This is a genomic window from Paenibacillus sp. FSL H8-0104, from assembly GCF_038050215.1.
Classification (GTDB): domain Bacteria; phylum Bacillota; class Bacilli; order Paenibacillales; family Paenibacillaceae; genus Paenibacillus; species Paenibacillus amylolyticus.
The window spans coordinates 1,551,599-1,573,730 of record NZ_JBBOTC010000001.1 but is presented as its reverse complement, the minus strand read 5'-3'; the positions used below and the strand labels follow the sequence as shown (position 1 = coordinate 1,573,730).

Sequence of the window (22,132 nt, the reverse complement as noted above, 5' to 3'; positions counted from 1 at the left end):
GGGAATGTCTTCAAACCTAATCAAAGCCTGAATGTACCTGAAGTGCCGTTAAAGTGAATTTTCTCCCTTTTAATGAAAAGCTTCGCTCTGGATAGGATCAGGAGTAGAATACTCACTCACGGTTAGAGCAGAGCAAATACAAGCGCTAACGAATCGGAGACGTCTTATTCAAGGATATGAAGTGATTCCAGAAATCTAAAGAATCTGAGACACGCTATATCAGAATAAAACAGTCGTTTGCTGTGTTTTTGTCGGGGATTCCAGAAAATAACGTGTCTGATATTCCTTACTTTGTAAAAAGAAGAGCTAAAGGCGAAATAAGGCGTCCTGAGTTCCTTAGAAAATGGTCTCCCTTTCCCCAGGGTATAAAGGCTTGGGCTTCAAGACATTTTAAAAAGCTAATCTCCACATCCTAACTAACTTCGAAAATCTCAAGCATAAAGCTAAACGTACTAATCGTTACCTTCTACATTAAAGGCTGTGAAACTGAATTATGTACTCAGGATCTGCAAATTCTTCTCTTCTCTTTTGTTTTCTATCCTACACTTTACCAATCAGCAACAATAGTACACCAATGGCAATCATGACTACACCGAGAATACCATATACCACTCTTGCGCCCTGCCGTCCAATAGTCTTTACAAAAATCCCTGCTCTAAAACTCTTCATAAACCAGTCCCAATTGTTGATACCACCAAGCAAACTAAAAATTCCTGCCGCTATGGCAAATAGTGCGATTAAAACGGGTTGATCTTGCATCTCGTCAACACTCCTTCAATATAATCCTGTCTACTATACCTTCACTTGGTGAAAATTAACAGGCATTAATTGGGCGTATCTCAAAACTCGCTGAAGTGCATCTTTCACCGCCTTTTCGCACCCTGCTGCGTCCCTTTCCCTTGACGTGCCCCGGCACGCCTGCAGAAAACTTCCTTGCTTGGAACGAAAATTCGGCAAAATCTACTTCCTTCGGAGTTTTCAGACACGCCCTAGAAAAAAACAGCTTGCAGATGGAAGTCTGCAAGCTGTTTTAAACCGTCTGTATCATGCGTTTTATTGTTTTTGCAACTCGCTTGCTGACAATAACAAGGTTACCACTTCAGCACGTGTTGCTTCAGCGAGGGGGTTAAACATATTTTTCCCTGTTCCCTTCACCAGTCCTGCATCATATGCAGCAGCGATATATGGAACAGCCCACGCCGGTACTTTATCTGCGTCTGCGAAAGTCAGTGCCGGATTCGACTGTACCGGGAGGCCGAGTGCTCTGACAAGCATAACTGTCATCTCTACCCGTGATACTTTGCCCGATGAACGGAACGTATCATCCGTATACCCACTAATGATGCCTAGATCCACTGCCTGAGCAATAAAGGATTGTGCCCATGCAGGTATCCCGGCAGCATCCTTAAACGTCAATGCCTTGTTGCTGGCTGGAAGTTCAAATGCTCTGCCCAACATAACAATGAATTCGGCGCGTGTGGCTGGTGCATTCGGACGGAAATTACCATCCTGATATCCGTTCACAATTCCCCGGGAAATGGCCTGTCCAATGGCAGCCGCCGCCCAGTGATTTCCGATGTCCTTCAGGTCTACGACCGGAGTAGTTGGATTAGGGTTTCCTCCATTACCCGGAACAGTTGGCGTAGTTGGGTTTGTAGGATTGGTTGGTGTGGTTGGAGTTACAGGCGGAGTAGGTGTTGTAGACCCTCCACCACTGTTACCACTGCCCGGATTACTTCCATTATTGCCGCCACCATTACCAGGATTGCTTCCATTTCCGTCCCCCGGAAGTGGCGTACCTTTCAGATCCGTGCTGCGTCCTTCCGTCACTTGATTCACATTACCTACACGGTCTAGATGTTCATGGAAGATTTCATAATCGACCAGATTTAATTCGTAGAATCGATTATCATCTTTCGCTGTTCTCATAGCACGATAGAAGTCTCCGCCGTTAGCCATGAATGAATTGGTAGCGACGATATAGTACCCGTTCGGATCGATATCCGAGTACGTACCATCTGCATTCTTAATCTGAACTTTGACCACACGTTGACCCACTTGGGTCACGGTATTGGTCGTTGCATCAATTTTCTCGCCTGGTTTCGTGGAATCGTAGTAGAAACGCATGCCTGCCACTTGTGGGAAGCGCCCTTCTCCCGTTTCCACACCACTAACGCCATTTTCCAGCGCGGCTGTGATTTCCTTGCCTGTCATTTTCAACGCAGACAGGTTATTACCGAACGGCATCACAGTCAGGAGATTACCCAGCGTAATATCACCTGTCTGGAATGAAGCACGAATGCCACCGCCGTTCTGGATCGCTACGTATCCTTTGACGTCATTTTCCTGTACAATGGATTTCACTTTCTCCAGCATACCGTCTGTCATCAGGTTTCCTAAATTGGTTTCCTGTTTCCGCACAGTGCCCCGTTCTCCATCCAGGAAGACATTTGTTCTACCGATAATAGTTTTCTTGAACTGTTCCAACTGAGGCGCATATTCTTTCAGCTTGTTTGCGGCTTCCACATCATCAGCATAGATGAATTGGCCGTTAGCATCTTTGGCATCTAGACTCAGCAATTTGCCGTTCCACTTCTTCAATACACCGGCTTCATCAAACGTAACATCCAATTGACCAAGAGAAACGTCATATTCCCCAGTCTGCACAACCAAAGTTGGGTCCGCATGGGTATCCACCAAAACTGGTGCGTTCAGAATGGTGTGTGAATGACCACCTACTACAATATCGATCCCTTCTACAGCTTCTGCCAATTTGAGATCCTCTGAGTAGCCCAGGTGAGTCAAAGCAATAATTTTATTGATACCTTCATTTTGCAGCATTCGTACAGTTGCTTGTGCACTTGCCTTGTAATCCGCAAACTTCAAGTCATCTCCTGGTGAAGAAAGAGATACCGTGTCCGGTGTCGTTAATCCGAAAATACCGACTCGCTCACCATTCACTTCCGTAATAATCGCCGGATAGATTTCAGCTTTCTCACCCGGATCACCGATGCTATTGTTGTACAAACCGCTCAAACTCGCATCCTTTGAATAATCAATATTAGCACTCACAAACGGGAACTCTGCTTTTTCAATAAATGCTTTCAGTACGCTTGGACCTTTATCAAACTCATGATTACCAAAGGTCATCGCATCATATCCGATCATGTTCATGAACTCCAGATCAGCCAGACCATTAAACAGATTGAAGTACAATGTACCAGAGAATACATCCCCTGCATCCAGCACCAGGGTACTATCATTACGTGATTCCTTAATTGCCGTTACTCGGCGCGGGATGTTATCCAGATGCGCATGCGTATCATTCGTGTGCAGTACGCGCAGGTTGAAGTCCCCTTCTTCCACTGGATCTCCAATACTCAATTGTGCAAGCAGTGGATCATGGTCACTCACTCGTCCATCTGCTGTCTCAAAATCGGCATTCACATGTACCACTTCGATGGCTGCTGTCTCAGTCAGGTTTTTACTCACCAGAATGTGATCCAGTGTCTGAGAGTTTCCGTCATAGATGTAGGAGTAACGCTGATTCTCTGGTAGTTCGTTTACCAGATTGTCCAGTTCATTACCTTCAACAATGTTCAAGGTATTCGAGAATTGGAAGTCATTAAAATCACCGAGAACGGCGACATTCACCTCAGGGTCTTTGTTCAGTAACTCTTTCACAAACCCATTCACCAACGCAGCTTGCTTCGCACGTTGAACTTCACTGCTTCGAGTTGCAGGCTGTATGCTTCCAAAAGGTTTCAGGTCTCCACCTTTCGAATTGAAGTGATTGGCAATCACCACTACACGTTCACCATTGAATTCGAATTCAGCAGCGAGCGGTTTGCGAGAGCTGGCGAACGCATCGTCCCCTGGTGCAATACGACCTGGATTATTGGAGAGACTGCCGTCAGCTTTGACTGTGATCGCTGTCGTAGCATTTCCTTTTCCGATACCATTAGCCAACGATACACGGTTCGGCTGATAAAGAAACCCTACACGAATATTGGCACCAGGTGCCCCGCCATCCTTGTTATTTTCCGGAGAAATCTCACTATATCGATATGTTGGTCCGTTGTTCGTTTTGATTGCATCAATTAGCGTCTGAAAACTCTCATTGGACGCTGTTGTGCCCGTGTCGGCATCGCCATCGTTATCCTGAACTTCCATGATGCCAATGATATCTGGCGTGTTCAGATTATCCACGATGATTTTACCGATTTTATTGGCTCGTGTTGAATCTTTTTTGCTGAAGTTCTCCACATTAAACGTAGCAATGGTCAGTTTATCTGCCGCTTGTTCAATGGAAGTAGTCGCTTGTTTCGTTTCTCCCGGGATAACTGCTGGTAAATTCCCTTCAGGACTCACCTTGAAATTGCCGCTAGAGTATGTCATTACTCCGATTACATTCCCATCCAACTTATCGCCTGTTTTTACTGCTTTGGAAGGTTTCTTGCCGATAAATAGACGCTGCGGATTGAGATCACTCTCATTCATATCTTTCTTGTTATCGGTCAGAATGACACCACCGTTTGGTGTGCGAAGTGGATTATTCTCACCATTATCCACAACAACGGCCAGACCCGGTTGACTGGAATAAGGACCTATAATTTCAGGCTTTTCCAGTTCAACACGCATGCCTTCCAAACTTTCAAAAAAGTCTATAGCATCCGTCTCGGGATTAAATTCTGCAAAAGAGTCTGAGTCAATGACAGTTGGAATGACACGTCCATTGACACCCAACTTCACAGGTACCGGTAGATCAACTTTTTCTAACACTTTGACAATGGTATTCGCCGTAATTTGCGTGGTGGTTAATTCGTTAACCGCCCCATATTCCGTAACTTTGCCGGATACCTTCACCTGGTTGCCAACGATAACTCCATGACTCGGTTTATAAACCTGAATGGCTTCGGATGTCCGGTTATCATCGTCCATCTCATCCCGAAGCTCTTGCATGTAAAAACTGCTTGTACTGACAGAGGTAACAATACCTTCGATATCCTTAACATCGTATCCGTTAAAAACAGAGGTATGTCCTGCGCCCTGAATATCATGGATACGTACGTTTTCTTTATCAGGAAGTACTTGATACGTAAAGGTGTACACTGCACTGGATTGTCCATTAAGAATGGCAACAGCCTTAATTACAGTGTCTTGATCAATCACTATTGGACTACTATACACGGTGGAAGAAGAAGTAGGCTCTCTATTATCCGTTGTGTAATGTACAATTGCATCCTTGGTTGGAGAGGTTAATGTGACTTCATTGTTTCGGGGAATCCCTCCAGATGGAACACTTGTCATCACAGACAGGCTGTTTTCTACAACATCTGCGGCTGTTCTAGGCAAAAGCTCTAATCCGTAATTACTGTTGAAGGTCAGAACACCCTGCACATATTCGTAGGTTTTGCCAACAGTTAGCGCGGTAGGAGAGTTTTTGGCATAAATCGTCATCTCAGCACCATGACTATCCGTAGCGTAAAACGTCGAACTACTGCCCCTTGTTACCTGAATATCTCTTACTTCGACAAACATTCCCTCATACTTTTCTCCCGGACCTTTATTACTTTGGTCTGCTGGTCTGACAAAGTCTGTAGACACCATATTTTTGGGTTCGGGGAGTGTTATATTTTGCTCAGTGACCTTCATGTATCCTTCGGAAAAACCTGACTTATCCTTCTCGATCTGGACGAGTCCGCTGTAGTGGGTAATTGGACCATACACTTCAATGCGATCCCCCACGTCAACTTGATTTTTCGCTCGGACTACAATGCCAGCTTCTTCGTCTTGAATATAATAATTCGTGAATTCTCCGGAGAGTTCACTGTACGTTACGACACCTGAAACGGCTACATTTGTATTTGGTGCAAGGACTCTCGCATCAGCAATGGATATGATTCCAGTCTCGTCTGCTTCCTGTACTTCTGAGTTATCCGTCTCAGCTGGTTCTTCACTTTCAGTTCCATCAAAATCACCATCTTCGTTAGTTGGTGACTCTGTCCCCTCCAGGTCTGACGATTCTTCAGTTGGGACAGTATTCGGTATGGAAGTCTCCTGATCACTTGTGTGCGGCTCTTCCGTTACTACACTTTCCTCATCAGCATATGCGGTGCTACTTAATCCACCTATTGGTGCCGCACCTGTAACGACAAGAACGAAAACCAGAAACCCTTGTGCCCAACGTTTCACTTGCTTGTTGTTCATTCGTCCTACCCCCATGTTTTCAACTTGGCAATCATTTGTTCAGCCAGCTTGTACATTAGTTCAAATATAAGATAACTGAATAACAGACTTGTGTAAACAATATTTCTTCGTTATGAAAGAAAACAGAACACTCATATCACATTTTCTAAACTAACCTCATAATAATGAATAAATAGTACTAACTTTTAACTAAAAACACGTTATTAAGCCTATTAAAGTTATATAAATGTTAGATATACGGTTACTTAACGTCAATTAAATTGACATTTATACTGAATATATATACGAATTCGACATTTAGTAACAGTACTCATTTCTTTAAACCCACTAAAACCTGAGTCTTGAGACATGCATTTTCACATGATAAAACGATATGTACGGATCACTTTAGATCACAACATTAACTGAGTATAAAAGAGAACTATTAAGCGCAAAATCAGTATGAGTTAATAGAATGTTAAAAAAAAACCACAAGAACATCTCCAATTACTCTCAGAGACTTTCTTGTGGGATAATACAAAATATGAAAAATGATACTAATTTCACTTTTTCGAAATGTTACAGACGGTTTTCAATACACTTCTGTGTCTGGTGTCAAAGTAATATTACTTCCATAGGGTTCAATTAATCCTTGTTGCTCCAAGTATTGGTCAACGTATCGATCTGCATTCAGTGAAGTTGACCCGATCCAGTCTGAATATGTTTTTCCAAACATTTTATATAGTATGTCACTAGTATATTCATTACTTAATTCCCCAAAAACAGTATACAACTGTTTTACCGTATTTGTGTGTTTTTTCCCCTCTAAATCGGTCCATGTTACTTTTTTATTCAGATCTACCTTCCTTATATCCTTAGTATATATTTGTACATTTGACCCATTGATTTTGAAGTACACACGGATGCTTTTTTCGTAAGGATGACCCTTGAGAATGCTCCACCCTTTCATATCTCCAGTAGCTGGCACAGCATAAAGTTTCCCTTTTGTTGGAGTTGTTCCTGTTACACTGTTTTGTTTTTGAGGTTGTTCAATATTAATAGTCATTTTACCTTTACCAATGGATACTTGCATCTGCTTAGCTTTAGAGTTATAAGTCACAGTTCCATCCAGAGCATCTGAGAGAACAGAAGCAGGAAACAAAGTTACGCCATTTTGAACAAGCAACGGGGACTTGAGAGTTAATCGCTCTCCATTTAACGTTGCTTTTGTTCCCGTTTTCGGGAGAGTTAGTTTGGTAGAACCAACTTTAATCTCGAAGGCGTCCTGTTGAGCAATGTAACTAACACTCCCTCCCAGTGCCTTAAATACCTCTTTCATCGGAACAAGAGTCACACCATTTTTTATGTATCCTCCATCAATTGCTTCATCCAAACTACCTGAAATAGTAACTGATCTTTCAACATTTTCGACTTTAACAGTAATTGTTGAAGAACCTACACCTATTACCTTTACCATCCCAGTGCTCAGCACTTGAAGTATATGAGGTTCACTTATCGTATAATCTGTTTTTGTAAGACCTGTATTTCTTCTGTAGTATGGATCGTTATCGCTATGTATTGAATTTTCGTCATCATACACAACAACTATATTAAGATTAATCTTACCACCGACCGAAACTGAAGTATTAGGGATGAGTTCAATATCTTTAACTTTAAGTTCCTCCGCATAAACACTTGAAACAAACAACAACATAAATGCCATCATTAGAACCGTTACTCTTTTCATTCACTTGTACTCCTTCTTATTTTTAATATTGTCCATTGCTTTTCATGAATCCATGTATTGGGATACCCCTTTCAGCTTCCTATTCTATTTTCGGAATCATTAACAAAAAATGTTAGTCTTTCTCTTTAGTAAAACAAAAAAATTGAATGCAGCTTAATCACTGCATTCAACATGGATATGAATTAAATTATTTCTTCACCGTGCTGTTATATTGTGCAATCTTGTCTGTAATTTGTTTAGCTGCTGCATCCAGTGCTTCCTGTGGTGTACCTTGTCCATTCAGGACCGTTTCAATCGCTCCTTCGACAAGTTGTCTGGCTTCCGGGAATACACCCATTAATGCCCCTGATGTTGCTGTCGAATCGGCGGAAGCGTGCAATTGATCGACTGCTGTCTGGAATTGCGGGTACTTCGCCATATTATCCTTTAATACTTGCTCATTGTAGGCTGCTGTCGTAATAGGGAAGTATCCTGTCGCAACACTCCAGTTCGCTTGTACCTCTGGTGTAGCCAAGTACTTGATGAATTCCCACGCCGCTTGCTGTTGCGCTTCCGATTTGTTATTCATGATGTACAAGCTCGCTCCACCCACTACAACGCCGCCTTCTTTGGCATCCGCTGGACGAGGCAGGAAGCCTGTTCCCAGTTCAAACTTGCCACCTGAACCTTCTACGATTTTACGCAGGCCAGCTGTGGAATCAAGAGTCATACCGATTTGCTGAGCGGTAAATGCTGCTGTTGTATCGTCTGTGCTACGTCCCAGATTGGAGAGGGTCTTCTCATCAATCATCTTTTTCCACCACGTTAAAGTCTTCACTCCAGCTTCGGAGTTCAGCAGAGACTCTGTAGCTGCTTCATTTCTTCCGTTTCCATTGTTTACATAATCTGCATTCTGGTTTGCAAAGAACTGTTCCATGAACCAGCCGTAGATCGCCATGGATGCACCTGGCTTACCGTCTTTCGCCAGTGCTTTTGCTGCTTGCTCAAACTCTTCATACGTCTTCGGCGGGTTCTCCGGGTCCAGACCTGCTGCTTTGAACATATCCTTGTTGTAATACAAGATCGGGTTGGATGTGTTAAACGGCATGGCGTTCAATTTGCCATCGATGGTGTAGTATCGGATGATGTTTGGCTCCAGTTGGGACAGGTCGAACTGATCCTTGTCGATGAACTGTTGTACTGGCGTAATCATGCCCGAATCGATCATGAACTTGCTACCAATCTCATAGACTTGGATAATGTCTGGACCGCTGTCTGAGCCCATGGATGCTTTGAGTTTGTTCAGACTTTCATCGTACTTCCCTTGATAGATGGGTTTCACCTGAATGTCGGGATGGCTAGCGTTAAAATCGGAAGCGAGTTGGTTAATGGCTTTCTCCCCAGCGCCAGACATGGAATGCCACCACGTCAATTGTGTCGTTTCAGCTGCGGCCGCTTCTGCTTGTGCTCCACTTGCCGGGCTACTTGTTTCAGCTTTTGTTCCGCAAGCGGAAATGACCAACATGAGTGCAGCCAGCATTAATGCGAATGTTCCTCTTTTTTTCAAACGAAATCGCTCTCCTTTTATATGGCTCGCGTACAATAAAATCTTGGGGATGATGCGGTGTGGCCGTTACGGTTACGAATCGTTCTTTTGATCGCTGTTATTCCCGGATTTTTCTCATTCCCCCTCTCAAAGGGGAAAATCCGGGGATAAAGGCGAACGCTTTGCTTCTTCAGAATCGATTTCGTCCCCTCCACTACTACCGTCGTTCATTTCAACATTTTATTTGAAGCACGAGCCTCATTTTATTCGCTCCTGGTATCCAAACCGTGGACCTTGTAAGAAGATACAAGGTTTAATTCAAAACCTCTAAATTAAAATCTTTAGATCAAAACCTTCAGAGCTTCCACTTCAATTAAATAGTTGTAAAACTTTCTCTTCCTACCCCTTTAGCGCGCCTGCGGCCATTCCGCGGACAAGCTGTTTCAACCCGAAGATCAATAACAGTAAGGATGGTAGAATGACCATGGCTGTTCCGGCAAATACAAGATTCCACGCTGTGGATTCCTGGAACTCCAGCATCGAGATTCCGATCTGTGCGGTTCTCATTTCCGGTGTGTTTGTCACCAGCAGCGGCCAGAGATACGAATTGTACATGCTAAGGAATGAATAGATTGCCAGTGTTCCAAGTGCCGGACGGGACAAAGGCAAGACATGCGATATGAAATAGCGAATATGACCACAACCGTCGATCCTCGCCGCCTCGAACAATTCCTTGGGTAGCTGCATGAAGAACTGTCTTAGCAGGAATGTACCAAACGCCGTTGCCAGAAACGGCACGGTAAGCCCCTGGTAACTATCTAGCCAGCCCCAACTGCGAACCGTCAGGTAGTTGGGGATCATCGTCACTTCCCATGGAATCATCATCGTTGCGACAAACATGCTGAAGATGACGTTTTTGCCTTTGAACTGCATTTTTGCAAAAGCATAGGCTGCCATACTCGCTGTAATCAATTGACCAAGCGTTGTCAGTCCTGCGACAAGAAAGGTATTGCCGATAAATCGACCGATCGGAACAATATCAAATACTTCGCTAAAGTTGGACAGATCGATTGAATTTGGAATGATATGCGGCGGATAAGCACTCGCATCTTCCGGCGTCATGACGGCCATGAAAAAGGTGTACATCACCGGATACAACACAAGTGCTGCACAGATCGTCAGTAATACATACAACAGCGTTTTGGTCCATGTCGCACTCATTGGTAATGCACTTTCCTTTCTACCCATTTGAACTGGATCAGGGTCAGCAGCATAATCACCACGAACAGAATCAGTGCCTGCGCACTACCTGTTCCAAAGCGGAAATTAACAAAGGCTTCCTGATAGATGGAATATACAAAAACATTTGTACTGTCCATCGGGCCACCCCGGGTTAGAATGTTGATCTGACCGAACGATTGAAAAGCACCAATGATCGATACGACCGTGACAAAGAATAACGTTGGTGACAGTAGCGGCATCGAAATTTTGCGAAACGTCAGCAATGGTCCTGCACCGTCAATCTTGGCGCTCTCGTAGATCTCATCCGGGATGCCCGCCAAACCACTGGATAGAATAATGTAGTTGAATCCAAGGTTCATCCAGATTGTCATGATGGAAATTGAGATCAATGCCCAATCCGGGCTGGTAAGCCAGGGAATTGGATCCATACCTACTTTGCCAAGCAGATAATTCAGCATGCCCAGGGTCGGATGGAATAGAAACTTCCAGATCACCGCTGACGAACCAACGGATAACACCACGGGCAGAGAGAATACAAATTGGAACACACGCATTCCCTTGAACCGGTTGTGGGTCAGTGCAGCCAGAATCAGAGCAGCCAACATACCTGTGGGGACTGTAAACAGCACAAATAGTAACGTCACTTTCATACCTTGCATAAACAGTCCTGATTGAAACACGGCCTTGAAGTTATCCAGTCCTACATAAGCCGCAATCTGCCCCGTCGGATCTGTGGAATGCAGACTCAGGTACACGGACTTAAACATCGGGTAAAACAGAAACACTGCAAACAAAAGCAGCGATGGTGCCAGGAAACCATAGGCCAGCAGATTCTCCCGCATTCGCTGCACACGCAGCGAGGCTGTCCGGCGCGCACTCGTACCGGATACGCGCCGTTTGGCGGCGGGCAAGCTGATCCGGTTATCAAGCTCACTCATCGGATTTTCTTCCCCCTTGTTTCACGCATTCAGTGTGTGTGAAATGTTAGATCAACTTCAGCACCACGTTATCTAGTGTAAGAGTCGAATGTCACAGCAAAATTCATTCTGAATCAACGTAACGTTAATCATGGACAAGGGACTTTACGGAAATGTGCATCCATTCGAAAGCGGTATCCAAACCGGATTTCATGACAAAAAACCGCAAGAACTCCCCTGTTTGGAGATGTCCCTGCGGTTTGATGTGTAAATGGAATATGAACGTTTGTCTATTAATAAAAGCGACTCATTTTACAATAATCTGTAAATCTTCCAAACGAGGTGAAGCGATTAACCGTTCGAGTTAACGATTAAGATGATATGGCACCGTGGTGACAATCACGTCTTTGTAATTAATCAGATAAGCCCGGATCATGAAGCTGGTCTGGTTGTGCAGTACATTTTGCCACCAGTGCTTAGTGATGAATTGCGGAATCAGAATGGTGATGTGATCGGTCTCAGCCGTTTTCCACTCTACTGTATCAATGAATTTCTTCAGCGGCCCCATAATGCTACGGTATCTCGATTTGATCACGACCAGACGAACACCTGGATTCCATTCTTCCCACTTCTGCTCCATCTTGCGTATCGCCTCATCATCGAAGCCAATGTACAGCGCGACCACATGATCCGACATCGTCTGGGCGTAACTGATCGTATTCATAACGACCCGGGTAATGCCCGCAACAGGAATGACTATCGTATTGCCTTTTTTGGCTGGCTTATCGACCTGAATATCAATACGTAGCTCATCGGCGATGTTGCAATAATGACGGTGAATACGCATGAACACATAAACAACGAGCGGCAAAAAGATAAAGATGACCCATGTCTGTGTGAACTTGGTGAAAATAAAGATCAGGGTAATCGATAATGTAGTCAGCATACCGACGGTATTGACCAGCAACTTCATCTGCCAGCCAGACGGCTTGACTTTGATCCAGCGAATCATCATACCGAGCTGTGACAGGGTAAATGGAATGAACACCCCAACCGCGTAGAGCGGAATCAGGCTTTCCGTATTCCCTTTGAACCCGACCACCAGCAGCGCAGACATCACACTGAGGAAAATGATCCCGTTTGAGAAACCAAGGCGGTCTCCTCTGACCATAAATGCATGCGGCATGTATTTATCCTTTGCCATCATGAAGGATAACAGCGGAAAAGCCGAATAAGCTGTGTTGGCTGCGAGGAACAAGATCAGTGCCGTTACACCTTGGATGATAAAATACATCGTGCCCCTGCCAAACGTCGCTTCAGCAATCTGGGAAATGACCGTTGCTTTGGGATCAGGCTTCACTCCGTACCCATAAGCCAATAAGGTGATGCCGATGAACATGGCTCCCAATATACAACCCATGAGCAGTAATGTACCCGCGGCATTTTTCTCGGCAGGCTGCTTGAAGTTCGGGATCGCGTTACTTACCGCTTCCACACCAGTCAAGGCCGAACAACCGGAGCTGAATGCTTTCAATAACAGAAACATACTCACATGGGATAGACTTGTTCCGAATTCAGGTGCAGCTGCTTCCATCCCCCCGGCAAGAAATTTGATTCCACCCGAGATAATCAGAACCGCAATCGAAAAGATAAATAGATAAATGGGGATCGCCAGCACAGACGCTGACTCCGTCACTCCCCGCAAATTCATAATGGTTAGAAAAACAATCATAATCAGAGCAATCACAACACTGTAGTCATGCAGCATAGGAAAAGCCGACGTAATCGCATCCGTCCCTGCCGACGAACTTACCGCAACGGTCAGAATATAATCGACCAGCAGAGATCCTCCGGCAATCAGACTGGATGTTGTACCCAGGTTATCCTTGGCTACGATATAAGCGCCGCCCCCTGTTGGATAAGCAAATATCGTCTGGCGATAGGAAAAAATTAAAATGACGAGTAATCCCAGCACGGCGATGGAAATCGGAACAGAGTACCACAGGGCGGCGAATCCGGCCGCAACGAGCACCAGCAAAATCTGTTCCGTACCGTAGGCAACGGACGATAGGGCATCCGAGGACAGGATGGCGAGTGCCTTCCATTTCCCCAATTTTTCTCCATCCAGTTCAGCCGATTTCATGGGCTTGCCTATTAAGATTCTCTTCATTTTGCCAAGCATGATCATAACTTCCTTCCGTCTCTCATCTGTGAAGCATTGTTATTATGCAAAATCGCAGAGCCGTTGACAATACGTCATTTCACCCGAATTTCGCCAGCGCGTGATAATGCATTCTACGATTCAATAATCGATAACAAAGCCATTCTTGTTCAGCAATTTGAACTTTTTTGAACCAAAATGACGATTGTTCGTCAAAAAAAAGGAAATGGCCTTTGGTTCAATGAACCCAAGACCACTTCCTTGATCTATGCGTTGACTATAAAACAATACAGCTTTCCTTAACTGCCCAGAATTCCGGGACGAGGAGTAACACCAAACGCTTGTGCCAGTGTGGTCAGCTGCTCATCCGTAATTCTCTGCCGGATCTCGTGACCGGCAACCAGCATAAACACCTGGGCTGCCTTCTCAATCGTCTCAATCAGACCAAATGCCTCGTCAATCGTTGTTCCTGTTCCAAAGATGCCATGTTGCGGCCAGATGACCGCGTGGTATTCTTTCATTTTCTCAGCCGTTTCGCGACCAATCTCGTTTGATCCAGGAATCATCCATGGAATAATGCCGATCCCATCCGGGAATACAACCACACACTCCGTGCACATCTGCCACAGCGTTTTCGTGAATTTTGCTTCATCCAATTCGTGGATAAACGTCATAGCCAATACATGAGTGGCATGGTTGTGCATGACAACCCGGTGGTTCGGGTCCAATTTCAAACGTTCGATATGGCTCATGAAATGTGTAGGCAACTCACTTGTTGGATTCGCCCCGGACTTCAATCCCCAGAGTACTTCCAGCTCCTGTCCATCCTGCGATACACGCAGCAACCCTAGATTACTCTCCGGATCAGCGAGTACATTTTTGAAATATTTGCCCGATGCGGTCACGATAAAATACTTGCCTGCCAGCTCATGCACCGAAAATGCCGGTTTGATCTTGCGAATCACATGATGGATATCGATATATTGGGCAACTTCCTCTTCCTCCAGCAGATAGCTGACATTACCGCCATTGCGCTCATCCCAGCCATTTTTCCACATATGTTGTGTAATCTCAGCCATCTCACGGACGAATGGGATATGGAAACCTGCAGCCTGCGTTGTTTCATTGGTAAGGGTCACGTTCATGATCAATCTCTCCTTATATTGAAAATAATATGGCTTGCCACGTACATAGTAAGTTCCTTTTTTCACATTCATTATACCTTTGTTTATCTTTGATAGTCAATAACAAACACAGAAATAACCTTTTATTTATATTTGTTTAGTTTTGTTTATTTGAAAATAAAACAAAAAAATACCCCACCGGCGCCCGGCGGGGTCAGTCACACATCTATTTAACACGAGAAGGGGTTTACAAGACTTATCTTACCTCTGCTACCTTAATAGAAGCTGAAAGTGAAATAAAAAAAGCATGAAAACATTTATCTCCTTGGGACAGAAGATTCAGTCCCTCCTTCTCATTCAGTACATATATCTCCTTGTCCAAACGCTTTTGTGGATTCTAACATATGCTATTCTAGCTTTTCTCAGAAAAAGTCATTCATAAAAAAGGAGTTGGACCTATGGCAGTCCTTTCTACAGGCCCGATCGAGAACAACCTCTCCGGTGGCAGCAGGCCTACACAACAGGTCACCATCAAAATGGTCAACACCGATTCCATCAATACGTCCAATGTACTCATTGAAGGTTATTTCCTGAATGGAACGAGGACCTTATATGTGCTGCAATCCGTTAATCTGACCCCCGGGCAAGTCTTCTCTCAAACCTACTATGCCAACCTGGATGGATACGAATATGTATTCACAACGGGTGGGGGCGCAGCTGCATTAACTGAAATTTCAGTGTGGGGAAAAGACAGCACTGGGCAAATCGTCACCGCACATCGTATTGTTTCGAATGAACTTGTTCTATAAAAAAGAGGAAACCAGATGCCCTCAATCCCTGTCCTTCATTGGTCGGGGGTTTCTTATTTTCGCAGCACATATGATGGATGCATCTTTCCTGTCGGTTCATAACGTTCATCACCAGTATACTCAAATCCCAGCTTAATCAAGATGTGACGTGACACTTCATTATCCGGATGATGCCCGGCAAACAGTGCCTTCACATTCATTGTGTCAAAGGCATAACCAATTACCGCCCGCGCCGCTTCCTGGGCATACCCTTTGCCCCAGTGATCCCGGGTTAGATGGAATCCCAGTTCATACATATCCTCTTCTGGAGAATACGGACGCAGGCCACAACAACCGACAAACACCTCCGACTCTTTCTCAAAAAGGGGCCAATATTGCACCCCCGCTTCCTTCTGCCTTTGAATCTCCTGTGTCAATCGCGCTTCTACTTCATCCTCGCTCAGAAATCCCTTGCTGCTAATCCATTTGGCAACCTCATGATCGCCCCACAATGCAAACGCCAGCGCACGATCTCCTTCGTTCCAAGTCGCACATTCCAACCGTTCCGTTTCAAATAAGATTGTTCTGTTCATCATCCACTAACCTCCTGTATGCCAACACCAATCTGCGTGCCGCCTATACCTTAAATTAATCGAATGACCGTCAGGATAAACAACATTTATAATCTGTGTACATGTTCATCCCTTGTAATAACACTTATAATTGCTTAGCCAATTTCTCAAATTGATTGATGTGAGGCTTGATCTCTTTCTCTACACTTTTTATAAAAGAGCTGAATTGCTTGGAAATATACTCTTCTCCAACACCAATATGTTTATATACTTTTCCCTTTTTATATGTAAATGAGAATATATAACCACTCTTCAAATCATTCCAAATGTCTCCGGCATACCCTAAGATTTCAAATCTCAATTTCGAATCTTTGTAAAGAAACGAATATGGCGGATCATATTCCCCATTTCGTACATCATAGCCTGCAATCCACTGATCTTTTGCAAATGTCCCTGTTTGGATTCGCGATTCCAGCATATATCCAGTCAAAGCTATTTCGTTAACATGAAGTTTACCTTTACCATCTTTCTTGTCATTCTTCCAGTTCCCATCATACTTGGACTCTGTAATTCTGTCCTCACTGCGTGTTATAACTTTATAAACACCATGTCCCGAACGTTTTCCCTGTGCCCAGCTTCCTTTGTAAGTTTTGGTTTTCCCCCAGGTCATGGTTCCATTCCCGTGAGGTTTTCCATTTTTGATCTCTCCATAATATGTAGCCCCGTTGCCATACTCCAGAGTAGCCAACTCACTCGCAGCCTGAGCAACATGTGGTAACAGAATTACAGACAATCCTAAGCTTACCCCCATAATATAGATGAACATCTTTCTAAACATCAAATCTCCCTTTCTCTCGCTGTATAAGAAATTCATTCTTATAACAACCTATTAATCAAATAATAAGACTCTAGTATAATATCACTTTCAATCCAGAAGGTTCCACATAAAAAAAAGAAGACCCCTGCCGACAAGATGTCCGACAGAGGCCATTCCAATCCAGTCCACATCAATTACAAATCTGCTACGGCGAATTGAATTGTTCCGGAAGCTGCGCCTCCAAGGTTAGCTAACAAGGCAAACACCAGAACTCCACCTGCAGAAATGGTAAGGCTGCTGTTTACAGGAACAACGTAAGTGACTACTGGTGCATTAACACGTGTGATCACGAGAGATACCGGAAAAGGTCCAGCGTTGTTCACTGTAGCGCTGGCATTTGTGCCTCCTGCCAGGTTTTCGTAGTAGGACTTGCCTGCTCCGGCAGGAAGGTTGTAATTTTGTATCGGTAAAAGGATGGCCATTGAAATCACCTCCTTTTTGCTTTGATACGGTATTCTATGCTTGAAATCTATTAAAGCAACGGTGAATTACCAGGGTCATAATGTCCAATTTTGATAGACTCCATAGATTGATAGACGAATGTACGCAAAAAAAGCCCCACCGGACCATCCGGTGGAGCCAACTAAGCTTACTTTAATATTACAGGTTTAATTACGCATACAGCATGAAAAAGTTCAGTTCATGGCCCTGCTGCTTGAGATAGTTATACAGCTGCGAACGGTGATGGAATACATGCGTTACCATTTCAATCTGCCATTGAACCTGCAAGTGACCATGTTCCATATAAAAAGCTTTTGTTGAACGATTTAAAAAGTCGTCTTCGCTCAATCCTTTGATATAGGCTTTGTAGGATTCGAAATTGCTCCATAATGTTGCTTCAAGCTTCTCGATATCCTCAATCCCCGACAGGCTATTCTCTACCAGCCCAACCTCAGCTTCACCTTTTTCCTGCATAATGGCAAGATCCGATGCGGTAATCTGGATAAAATGATGCACTAGCTCCACCAATGAACGCATATTCTCCTGTGGACGATACGACCAATCCTCCGAACGGATCAAGCGAATTAACGAAGCCCCCGTCCGTACGCCTGTTTCCAATTCATTTAACAAGTGATCCCGAATCTGCAATGTTCCATTCATATATGATGTCTCCCTTATCTTTTATTCTCACGACTTCAGTATAACCGAAGGTGCTACAGATCTATTGTACAAATCGGACAACATTCTGCCATGCTCCCTGGCTGCCGTCAGCGGAGTCTCTCCATAAAACTTGCGAAATTGCCGAATTAGATGGGCTTGGTCAAAAAATCCATGATTCTGGGCAAGCATTGCCCAGTCTGCCGTGTTCCCTTGATGAATATCACTCAACACACGATGAAAACGAACCACCTCACTGAACCGTTTGGGACTGATTCCGACCCACTCCGAGAACTTTCGATGCAGCTGCCGCTCACTGATCACTTCACGCATCGCCAGCTCTTGGACACTCATACGTCCCCCATCGATAAAGATGCGGTGCAGCACGTTTTTCATCACATTGTTCTCCGATGTGCTTGCCTGCACGGGCAACGGACTCAAGTACGCATTCATAACCTCTACTCGCTCTGCAAAATGATTCGTTTCGGCCATCCGTTCCTGAAGCCCGTTCAGCTTCTCCGGCCAACATTCCTGAAGTGCAATTCGCTTATCCGTAAACCACTCCAGAGGCATGCCATGGAAGACATGCGCTCCACCCGGGAAGAACCGGACACCAAAGGTGTAGTCTCCAGCAGGGGAACCATCATCGGCTGGCTCAGGTACAGCGAATGGCTGTGTATAATTGCCACAGTAAGCATAGGAGTGCTTTGAACAGACCGGGTCGTATGTAATCAGCATGTCCGTGCAACCATCCGGTAATACCCGGGCAGGTACTGTCGTCATCGATCGCTCTGGACCTTCTCTCTTAGCAACATCCGCATGTGTGTTCGGAAGAGATCCTGATTCCCAATAACAGGCCACATAAGCCATCAGACCAGTAGCAGGTACTTTCTCAACATAATAACTGTTAGGGTACGTTCCATTCATCTGAATAGGCTTAAACAACGGGTGCAAACTGTGATCCACAATTCCATCCTCCGGTCACTAGAGTTGGTTACACATTATGTATTCATCTATCATACCACCAACCGCAGAAATGAAGAAAAAAAGTGCCCTACCGGAGGACAATCCGATAGGGCCAGTCACACATCTATTTAACACGAGAAGGGGTTTACAAGACTTATCTTACCTTCCCAACCTTAATGGAAACTGAAATTGGGATGAAAAGAACATCAATTTTTCTTATAGTGAGTGTTCAAAAAGACCGTTTTTGACAACCTCTTAAAGTGTCTTGATCAGTATGGACGCAATTAACACGGATGCTGTTGTGACCGTTGTGAATCCACCTACCAGCATTGGCGTTAAAATCTCATCGAGGATGGCTTTGCGTTCATTTTCATCACGTCCAACTGAACGGCTTACTTCCTCACAGATAATGTAGTCCCCCGGAAAACCGAATAGTGCAGTCAGTGCCACAGGCAGACCTTTGAGCGGGTCCCATTTGAACAACTTGGAGCCAACAAATCCACCGATCAGCACCCCAATTACACCGATTGCGATAATGAACAACACTGGAATAATGGAACTAACCACCGCATCAAAAGTGATCGACTCCATACTTGTCATAACGACTACGATCAGACCTATCATGGCAATTCCCGATGTACTTGCTTTATCCAGAATACGAGATGGGAACAGTCCGATCAGATGTCCGAGAACCCCGAGCAACAGAGCCCAGATACTGTAGCTAAGTCCGGTTACATTACCTAGATAAATGGAGAGACTACCCATAATGAACAAGAGCAACAGCAGAATAGGTGCGGTCTGGAATCGCTGCGGAAGGAATGTTTTGGCATTCGCTTCTTTAATGTTCACGTGGCCTTCCCCTGCAACCTTGTTCTCAAAAGCGCCCTGCTTCTGCAGTTTCAACGCATATCTGCGCAACATATTGGTTGCAATCGGCATCCCCACGAGGGAATGAATACCCAGAATAACAGCCGGAATTGTAATCAGATGACCCAGATTCATCTCCTGCAACTTCGTGGTTGTGATCAGATAAGAGATAATGCCACCAACAACCGGACTTGATCCGGCAACAGCCGTAGGATAACCATAGAACGGTGATACGATTAACAGGATAAGACCTGTCGCCGTGAGTGATGCGAACAATGAGATCAGTATTGCTTTATATTGGGAACGTATTAATTTCAGCGGTATTAATGTCCCCATGTGTACAATCAGCGGAGCCACCATGAGAGCCCCGAACGCCGTCAGAGCAGAGCTGGATACCACTCCTTTAGGAAATAACCCCGCCCAGTTCAGCAGCAAATATCCGATCAGAATAACAAGCAAGGAAGGAATTCGCGCTTTGGACCAGATCGAAACCAGTTCCCCTATAGCTAAAATAACTAGCAATACTGTGGCGATATATATCGGTTGACTAAACATGGTGGCTTCTCCCCATTCTCTATGTTGTCAGTGCAGTTCAGTACACGTAGAACCATCTTTCTTATTTCAAGCGCTCACCCGATAAATAGACCTGTTCGATATTCTCTATGTTTTCGAGCAGTCCAATATCCGTCAACGGATTCACATTCAATACCAGCAGATCAGCAGCTTTGCCAGGTTCAATCGTACCGATCTCCGCTTCCATCTGCATCGCTCTCGCCGCATCTCTTGTTGCGGCTACGATCGCTTCCATCGGCGTAAATCCAACATCTTCAACAAGCAATCGAAGTTCGAGTGCATTCCCGCCATGCTCAACAGGTGCACACGTGCAGAAGTCTGTCCCTACTGCAATGGTTACGCCTGCCTTACGCGCGATAATCATGTTCTCAATATGCTCCTGATATACACTTTTGGCTTTGCGGATACCAAATTCGGGAACACCGTATTTATGCCCTTCTTTGATGATCCGATGTACAATGGCCAGCGTTGGCACCAGAACCGCCTTTTGATCCAGCATCATGCCAATGCCTTCTTCATCAATGTAGATCCCGTGTTCAATGGTGCGTACGCCCGCTTCCAACGCATTTTTGATCCCCTGTGTACCTTGCGCATGTGCAGCCACATAAGACTGTACCGCTTCCGCTTCATACACGATCGCCTTCAGCTCATCCATGCGGAATTGCGACCAGCGAGGGTCATCTTTCTCCGAAAGTACCCCGCCTGTGGAGCACACTTTAATGAAATCCGCCCCTTCACGGAACTGCGTGCGTGTTGCCTTAATGACTTCCGGAACCCCGTCACACACGGTGAAGATATTCAGTTCCGTTGGAATCATATGGATATCTGCATGTCCACCCGTCTGAGAGAGCATATGACGGGAAGTTTTAATCCGCGGCCCCTTCACCACACCTTCCTTGATCAGATCGCGAATGTATACAGCAACATGGCTACCGACATCCCTGACGGTTGTGAATCCGGCGTTGATCAGCTTCGGCAGATCCTGAAGTGCTCTCCCCATCTGGAGTTCATTGGCTTCCAGCGCCACCGCAGCCATATTCAGATTTTTGGCCCCGTGTACATGGACATGGGCATCGATTAATCCGGGCATCACCGTTTTGCCTGTTACATCAACAAGCTCGGCATTTTCCGGAATTGGAACGGTTGCTTTTGCACCCGCTGCTATGAATTTCCCGTTCTCAACCAGGACCACACTATCGGAAACAGGTTCTCCACCTTGTCCATCAATCAACAATGCACCTACAAAAGCAGTAATTTGACTCATCTGTACTCCACCTCATTTTCAGACTTGATTGTAAGTTCAACTAAAGAATATTTACACTGACCACTCCGATGACAGAATAACCTTCCGATCGCTGTTATCCCCAGATTTTTTTTGATTCCCTTCTCCAAAGGGAAAATCCGGGGATAGCGTATGCTTCCGAAGTAGCTTTCTTGCGAAAGCTTTTAGGCGAACGCTTTGCTTCTTCACGTTATTTCTGTCCTC

Annotated in this window: 16 protein-coding genes; 1 reads left to right on the top strand and 15 read right to left on the bottom strand. The window is 44.8% G+C overall.

All coding sequences use genetic code 11. The annotated features are described in order from the left end of the window. Nucleotides 1–540: 540 nt before the first annotated feature. From NST38_RS06945 to rhaD, 8 genes are all read right to left on the bottom strand, one after another. Nucleotides 541–759: an immunity 17 family protein gene (locus NST38_RS06945; RefSeq protein ID WP_017690054.1), complete on the bottom strand. Its 219-nt coding sequence runs from the start codon at nucleotides 757–759 to the stop codon at nucleotides 541–543. Nucleotides 760–1,053: 294 nt separating this feature from the next. Continuing rightward, nucleotides 1,054–6,210 (bottom strand): S-layer homology domain-containing protein, encoded by a 5,157-nt coding sequence (locus tag NST38_RS06940; protein WP_076251504.1) that lies wholly within the window; start codon nucleotides 6,208–6,210, stop codon nucleotides 1,054–1,056. Nucleotides 6,211–6,781: 571 nt separating this feature from the next. Next, complete coding sequence (locus NST38_RS06935) at nucleotides 6,782–7,936, bottom strand: copper amine oxidase N-terminal domain-containing protein (RefSeq protein WP_076251502.1); 1,155 nt, start codon at nucleotides 7,934–7,936, stop codon at nucleotides 6,782–6,784. Between the two features lie 187 nt (nucleotides 7,937–8,123). Further along, nucleotides 8,124–9,482 (bottom strand): ABC transporter substrate-binding protein, encoded by a 1,359-nt coding sequence (locus NST38_RS06930; RefSeq protein WP_143781084.1) that lies wholly within the window; start codon nucleotides 9,480–9,482, stop codon nucleotides 8,124–8,126. Between the two features lie 378 nt (nucleotides 9,483–9,860). Continuing rightward, a complete protein-coding gene (locus NST38_RS06925; RefSeq protein WP_036669010.1) occupies nucleotides 9,861–10,682 on the bottom strand; it encodes a carbohydrate ABC transporter permease in 822 nt (273 codons plus the stop codon). Continuing rightward, nucleotides 10,679–11,545, bottom strand: a complete 867-nt coding sequence (locus tag NST38_RS06920; RefSeq protein WP_370511427.1) for a carbohydrate ABC transporter permease — start codon at nucleotides 11,543–11,545, stop codon at nucleotides 10,679–10,681. The genes NST38_RS06925 and NST38_RS06920 overlap by 4 nt, the downstream gene beginning before the upstream one ends. A gap of 439 nt (nucleotides 11,546–11,984) precedes the next feature. Continuing rightward, nucleotides 11,985–13,802, bottom strand: coding sequence for an APC family permease (locus tag NST38_RS06915; protein WP_036669004.1), 1,818 nt, complete (start codon nucleotides 13,800–13,802; stop codon nucleotides 11,985–11,987). Nucleotides 13,803–14,080: 278 nt separating this feature from the next. Next, entirely contained in the window at nucleotides 14,081–14,926 is an 846-nt protein-coding gene (rhaD, locus tag NST38_RS06910; RefSeq protein ID WP_076251500.1) for a rhamnulose-1-phosphate aldolase, read from the bottom strand. Nucleotides 14,927–15,363: 437 nt separating this feature from the next. Here rhaD and NST38_RS06905 point away from each other — a divergent pair, with 437 nt between their 5' ends. After that, on the top strand, nucleotides 15,364–15,714 hold the full coding sequence (locus NST38_RS06905; protein ID WP_076251498.1) for a hypothetical protein: 351 nt from the start codon (nucleotides 15,364–15,366) through the stop codon (nucleotides 15,712–15,714). Between the two features lie 53 nt (nucleotides 15,715–15,767). Here the strand turns inward: NST38_RS06905 and NST38_RS06900 are convergent, their stop codons facing one another. The 7 genes from NST38_RS06900 to NST38_RS06870 all read right to left on the bottom strand — a co-directional run bounded on the left by NST38_RS06900 (nucleotide 15,768) and on the right by NST38_RS06870 (nucleotide 21,910). Continuing rightward, entirely contained in the window at nucleotides 15,768–16,289 is a 522-nt protein-coding gene (locus NST38_RS06900) for a GNAT family N-acetyltransferase (protein WP_083684475.1), read from the bottom strand. Between the two features lie 121 nt (nucleotides 16,290–16,410). Beyond that, a complete protein-coding gene (locus NST38_RS06895) occupies nucleotides 16,411–17,091 on the bottom strand; it encodes a hypothetical protein (RefSeq protein ID WP_341343868.1) in 681 nt (226 codons plus the stop codon). Between the two features lie 185 nt (nucleotides 17,092–17,276). Beyond that, nucleotides 17,277–17,564 (bottom strand): hypothetical protein, encoded by a 288-nt coding sequence (locus tag NST38_RS06890; RefSeq protein WP_076251496.1) that lies wholly within the window; start codon nucleotides 17,562–17,564, stop codon nucleotides 17,277–17,279. Nucleotides 17,565–17,754: 190 nt separating this feature from the next. Beyond that, on the bottom strand, nucleotides 17,755–18,243 hold the full coding sequence (locus NST38_RS06885) for a DinB family protein (protein ID WP_076251495.1): 489 nt from the start codon (nucleotides 18,241–18,243) through the stop codon (nucleotides 17,755–17,757). A gap of 27 nt (nucleotides 18,244–18,270) precedes the next feature. Continuing rightward, complete coding sequence (locus NST38_RS06880; RefSeq protein WP_076251493.1) at nucleotides 18,271–19,206, bottom strand: helix-turn-helix domain-containing protein; 936 nt, start codon at nucleotides 19,204–19,206, stop codon at nucleotides 18,271–18,273. Between the two features lie 255 nt (nucleotides 19,207–19,461). After that, the gene (locus tag NST38_RS06875; protein WP_036668987.1) at nucleotides 19,462–20,628 is read right to left on the bottom strand and encodes a hypothetical protein; all 1,167 of its coding nucleotides are present in this window, start codon (nucleotides 20,626–20,628) and stop codon (nucleotides 19,462–19,464) included. A gap of 61 nt (nucleotides 20,629–20,689) precedes the next feature. Continuing rightward, nucleotides 20,690–21,910: a metal-dependent hydrolase family protein gene (locus NST38_RS06870; RefSeq protein ID WP_076251491.1), complete on the bottom strand. Its 1,221-nt coding sequence runs from the start codon at nucleotides 21,908–21,910 to the stop codon at nucleotides 20,690–20,692. Between the last annotated feature and the right edge of the window lie 222 nt (nucleotides 21,911–22,132).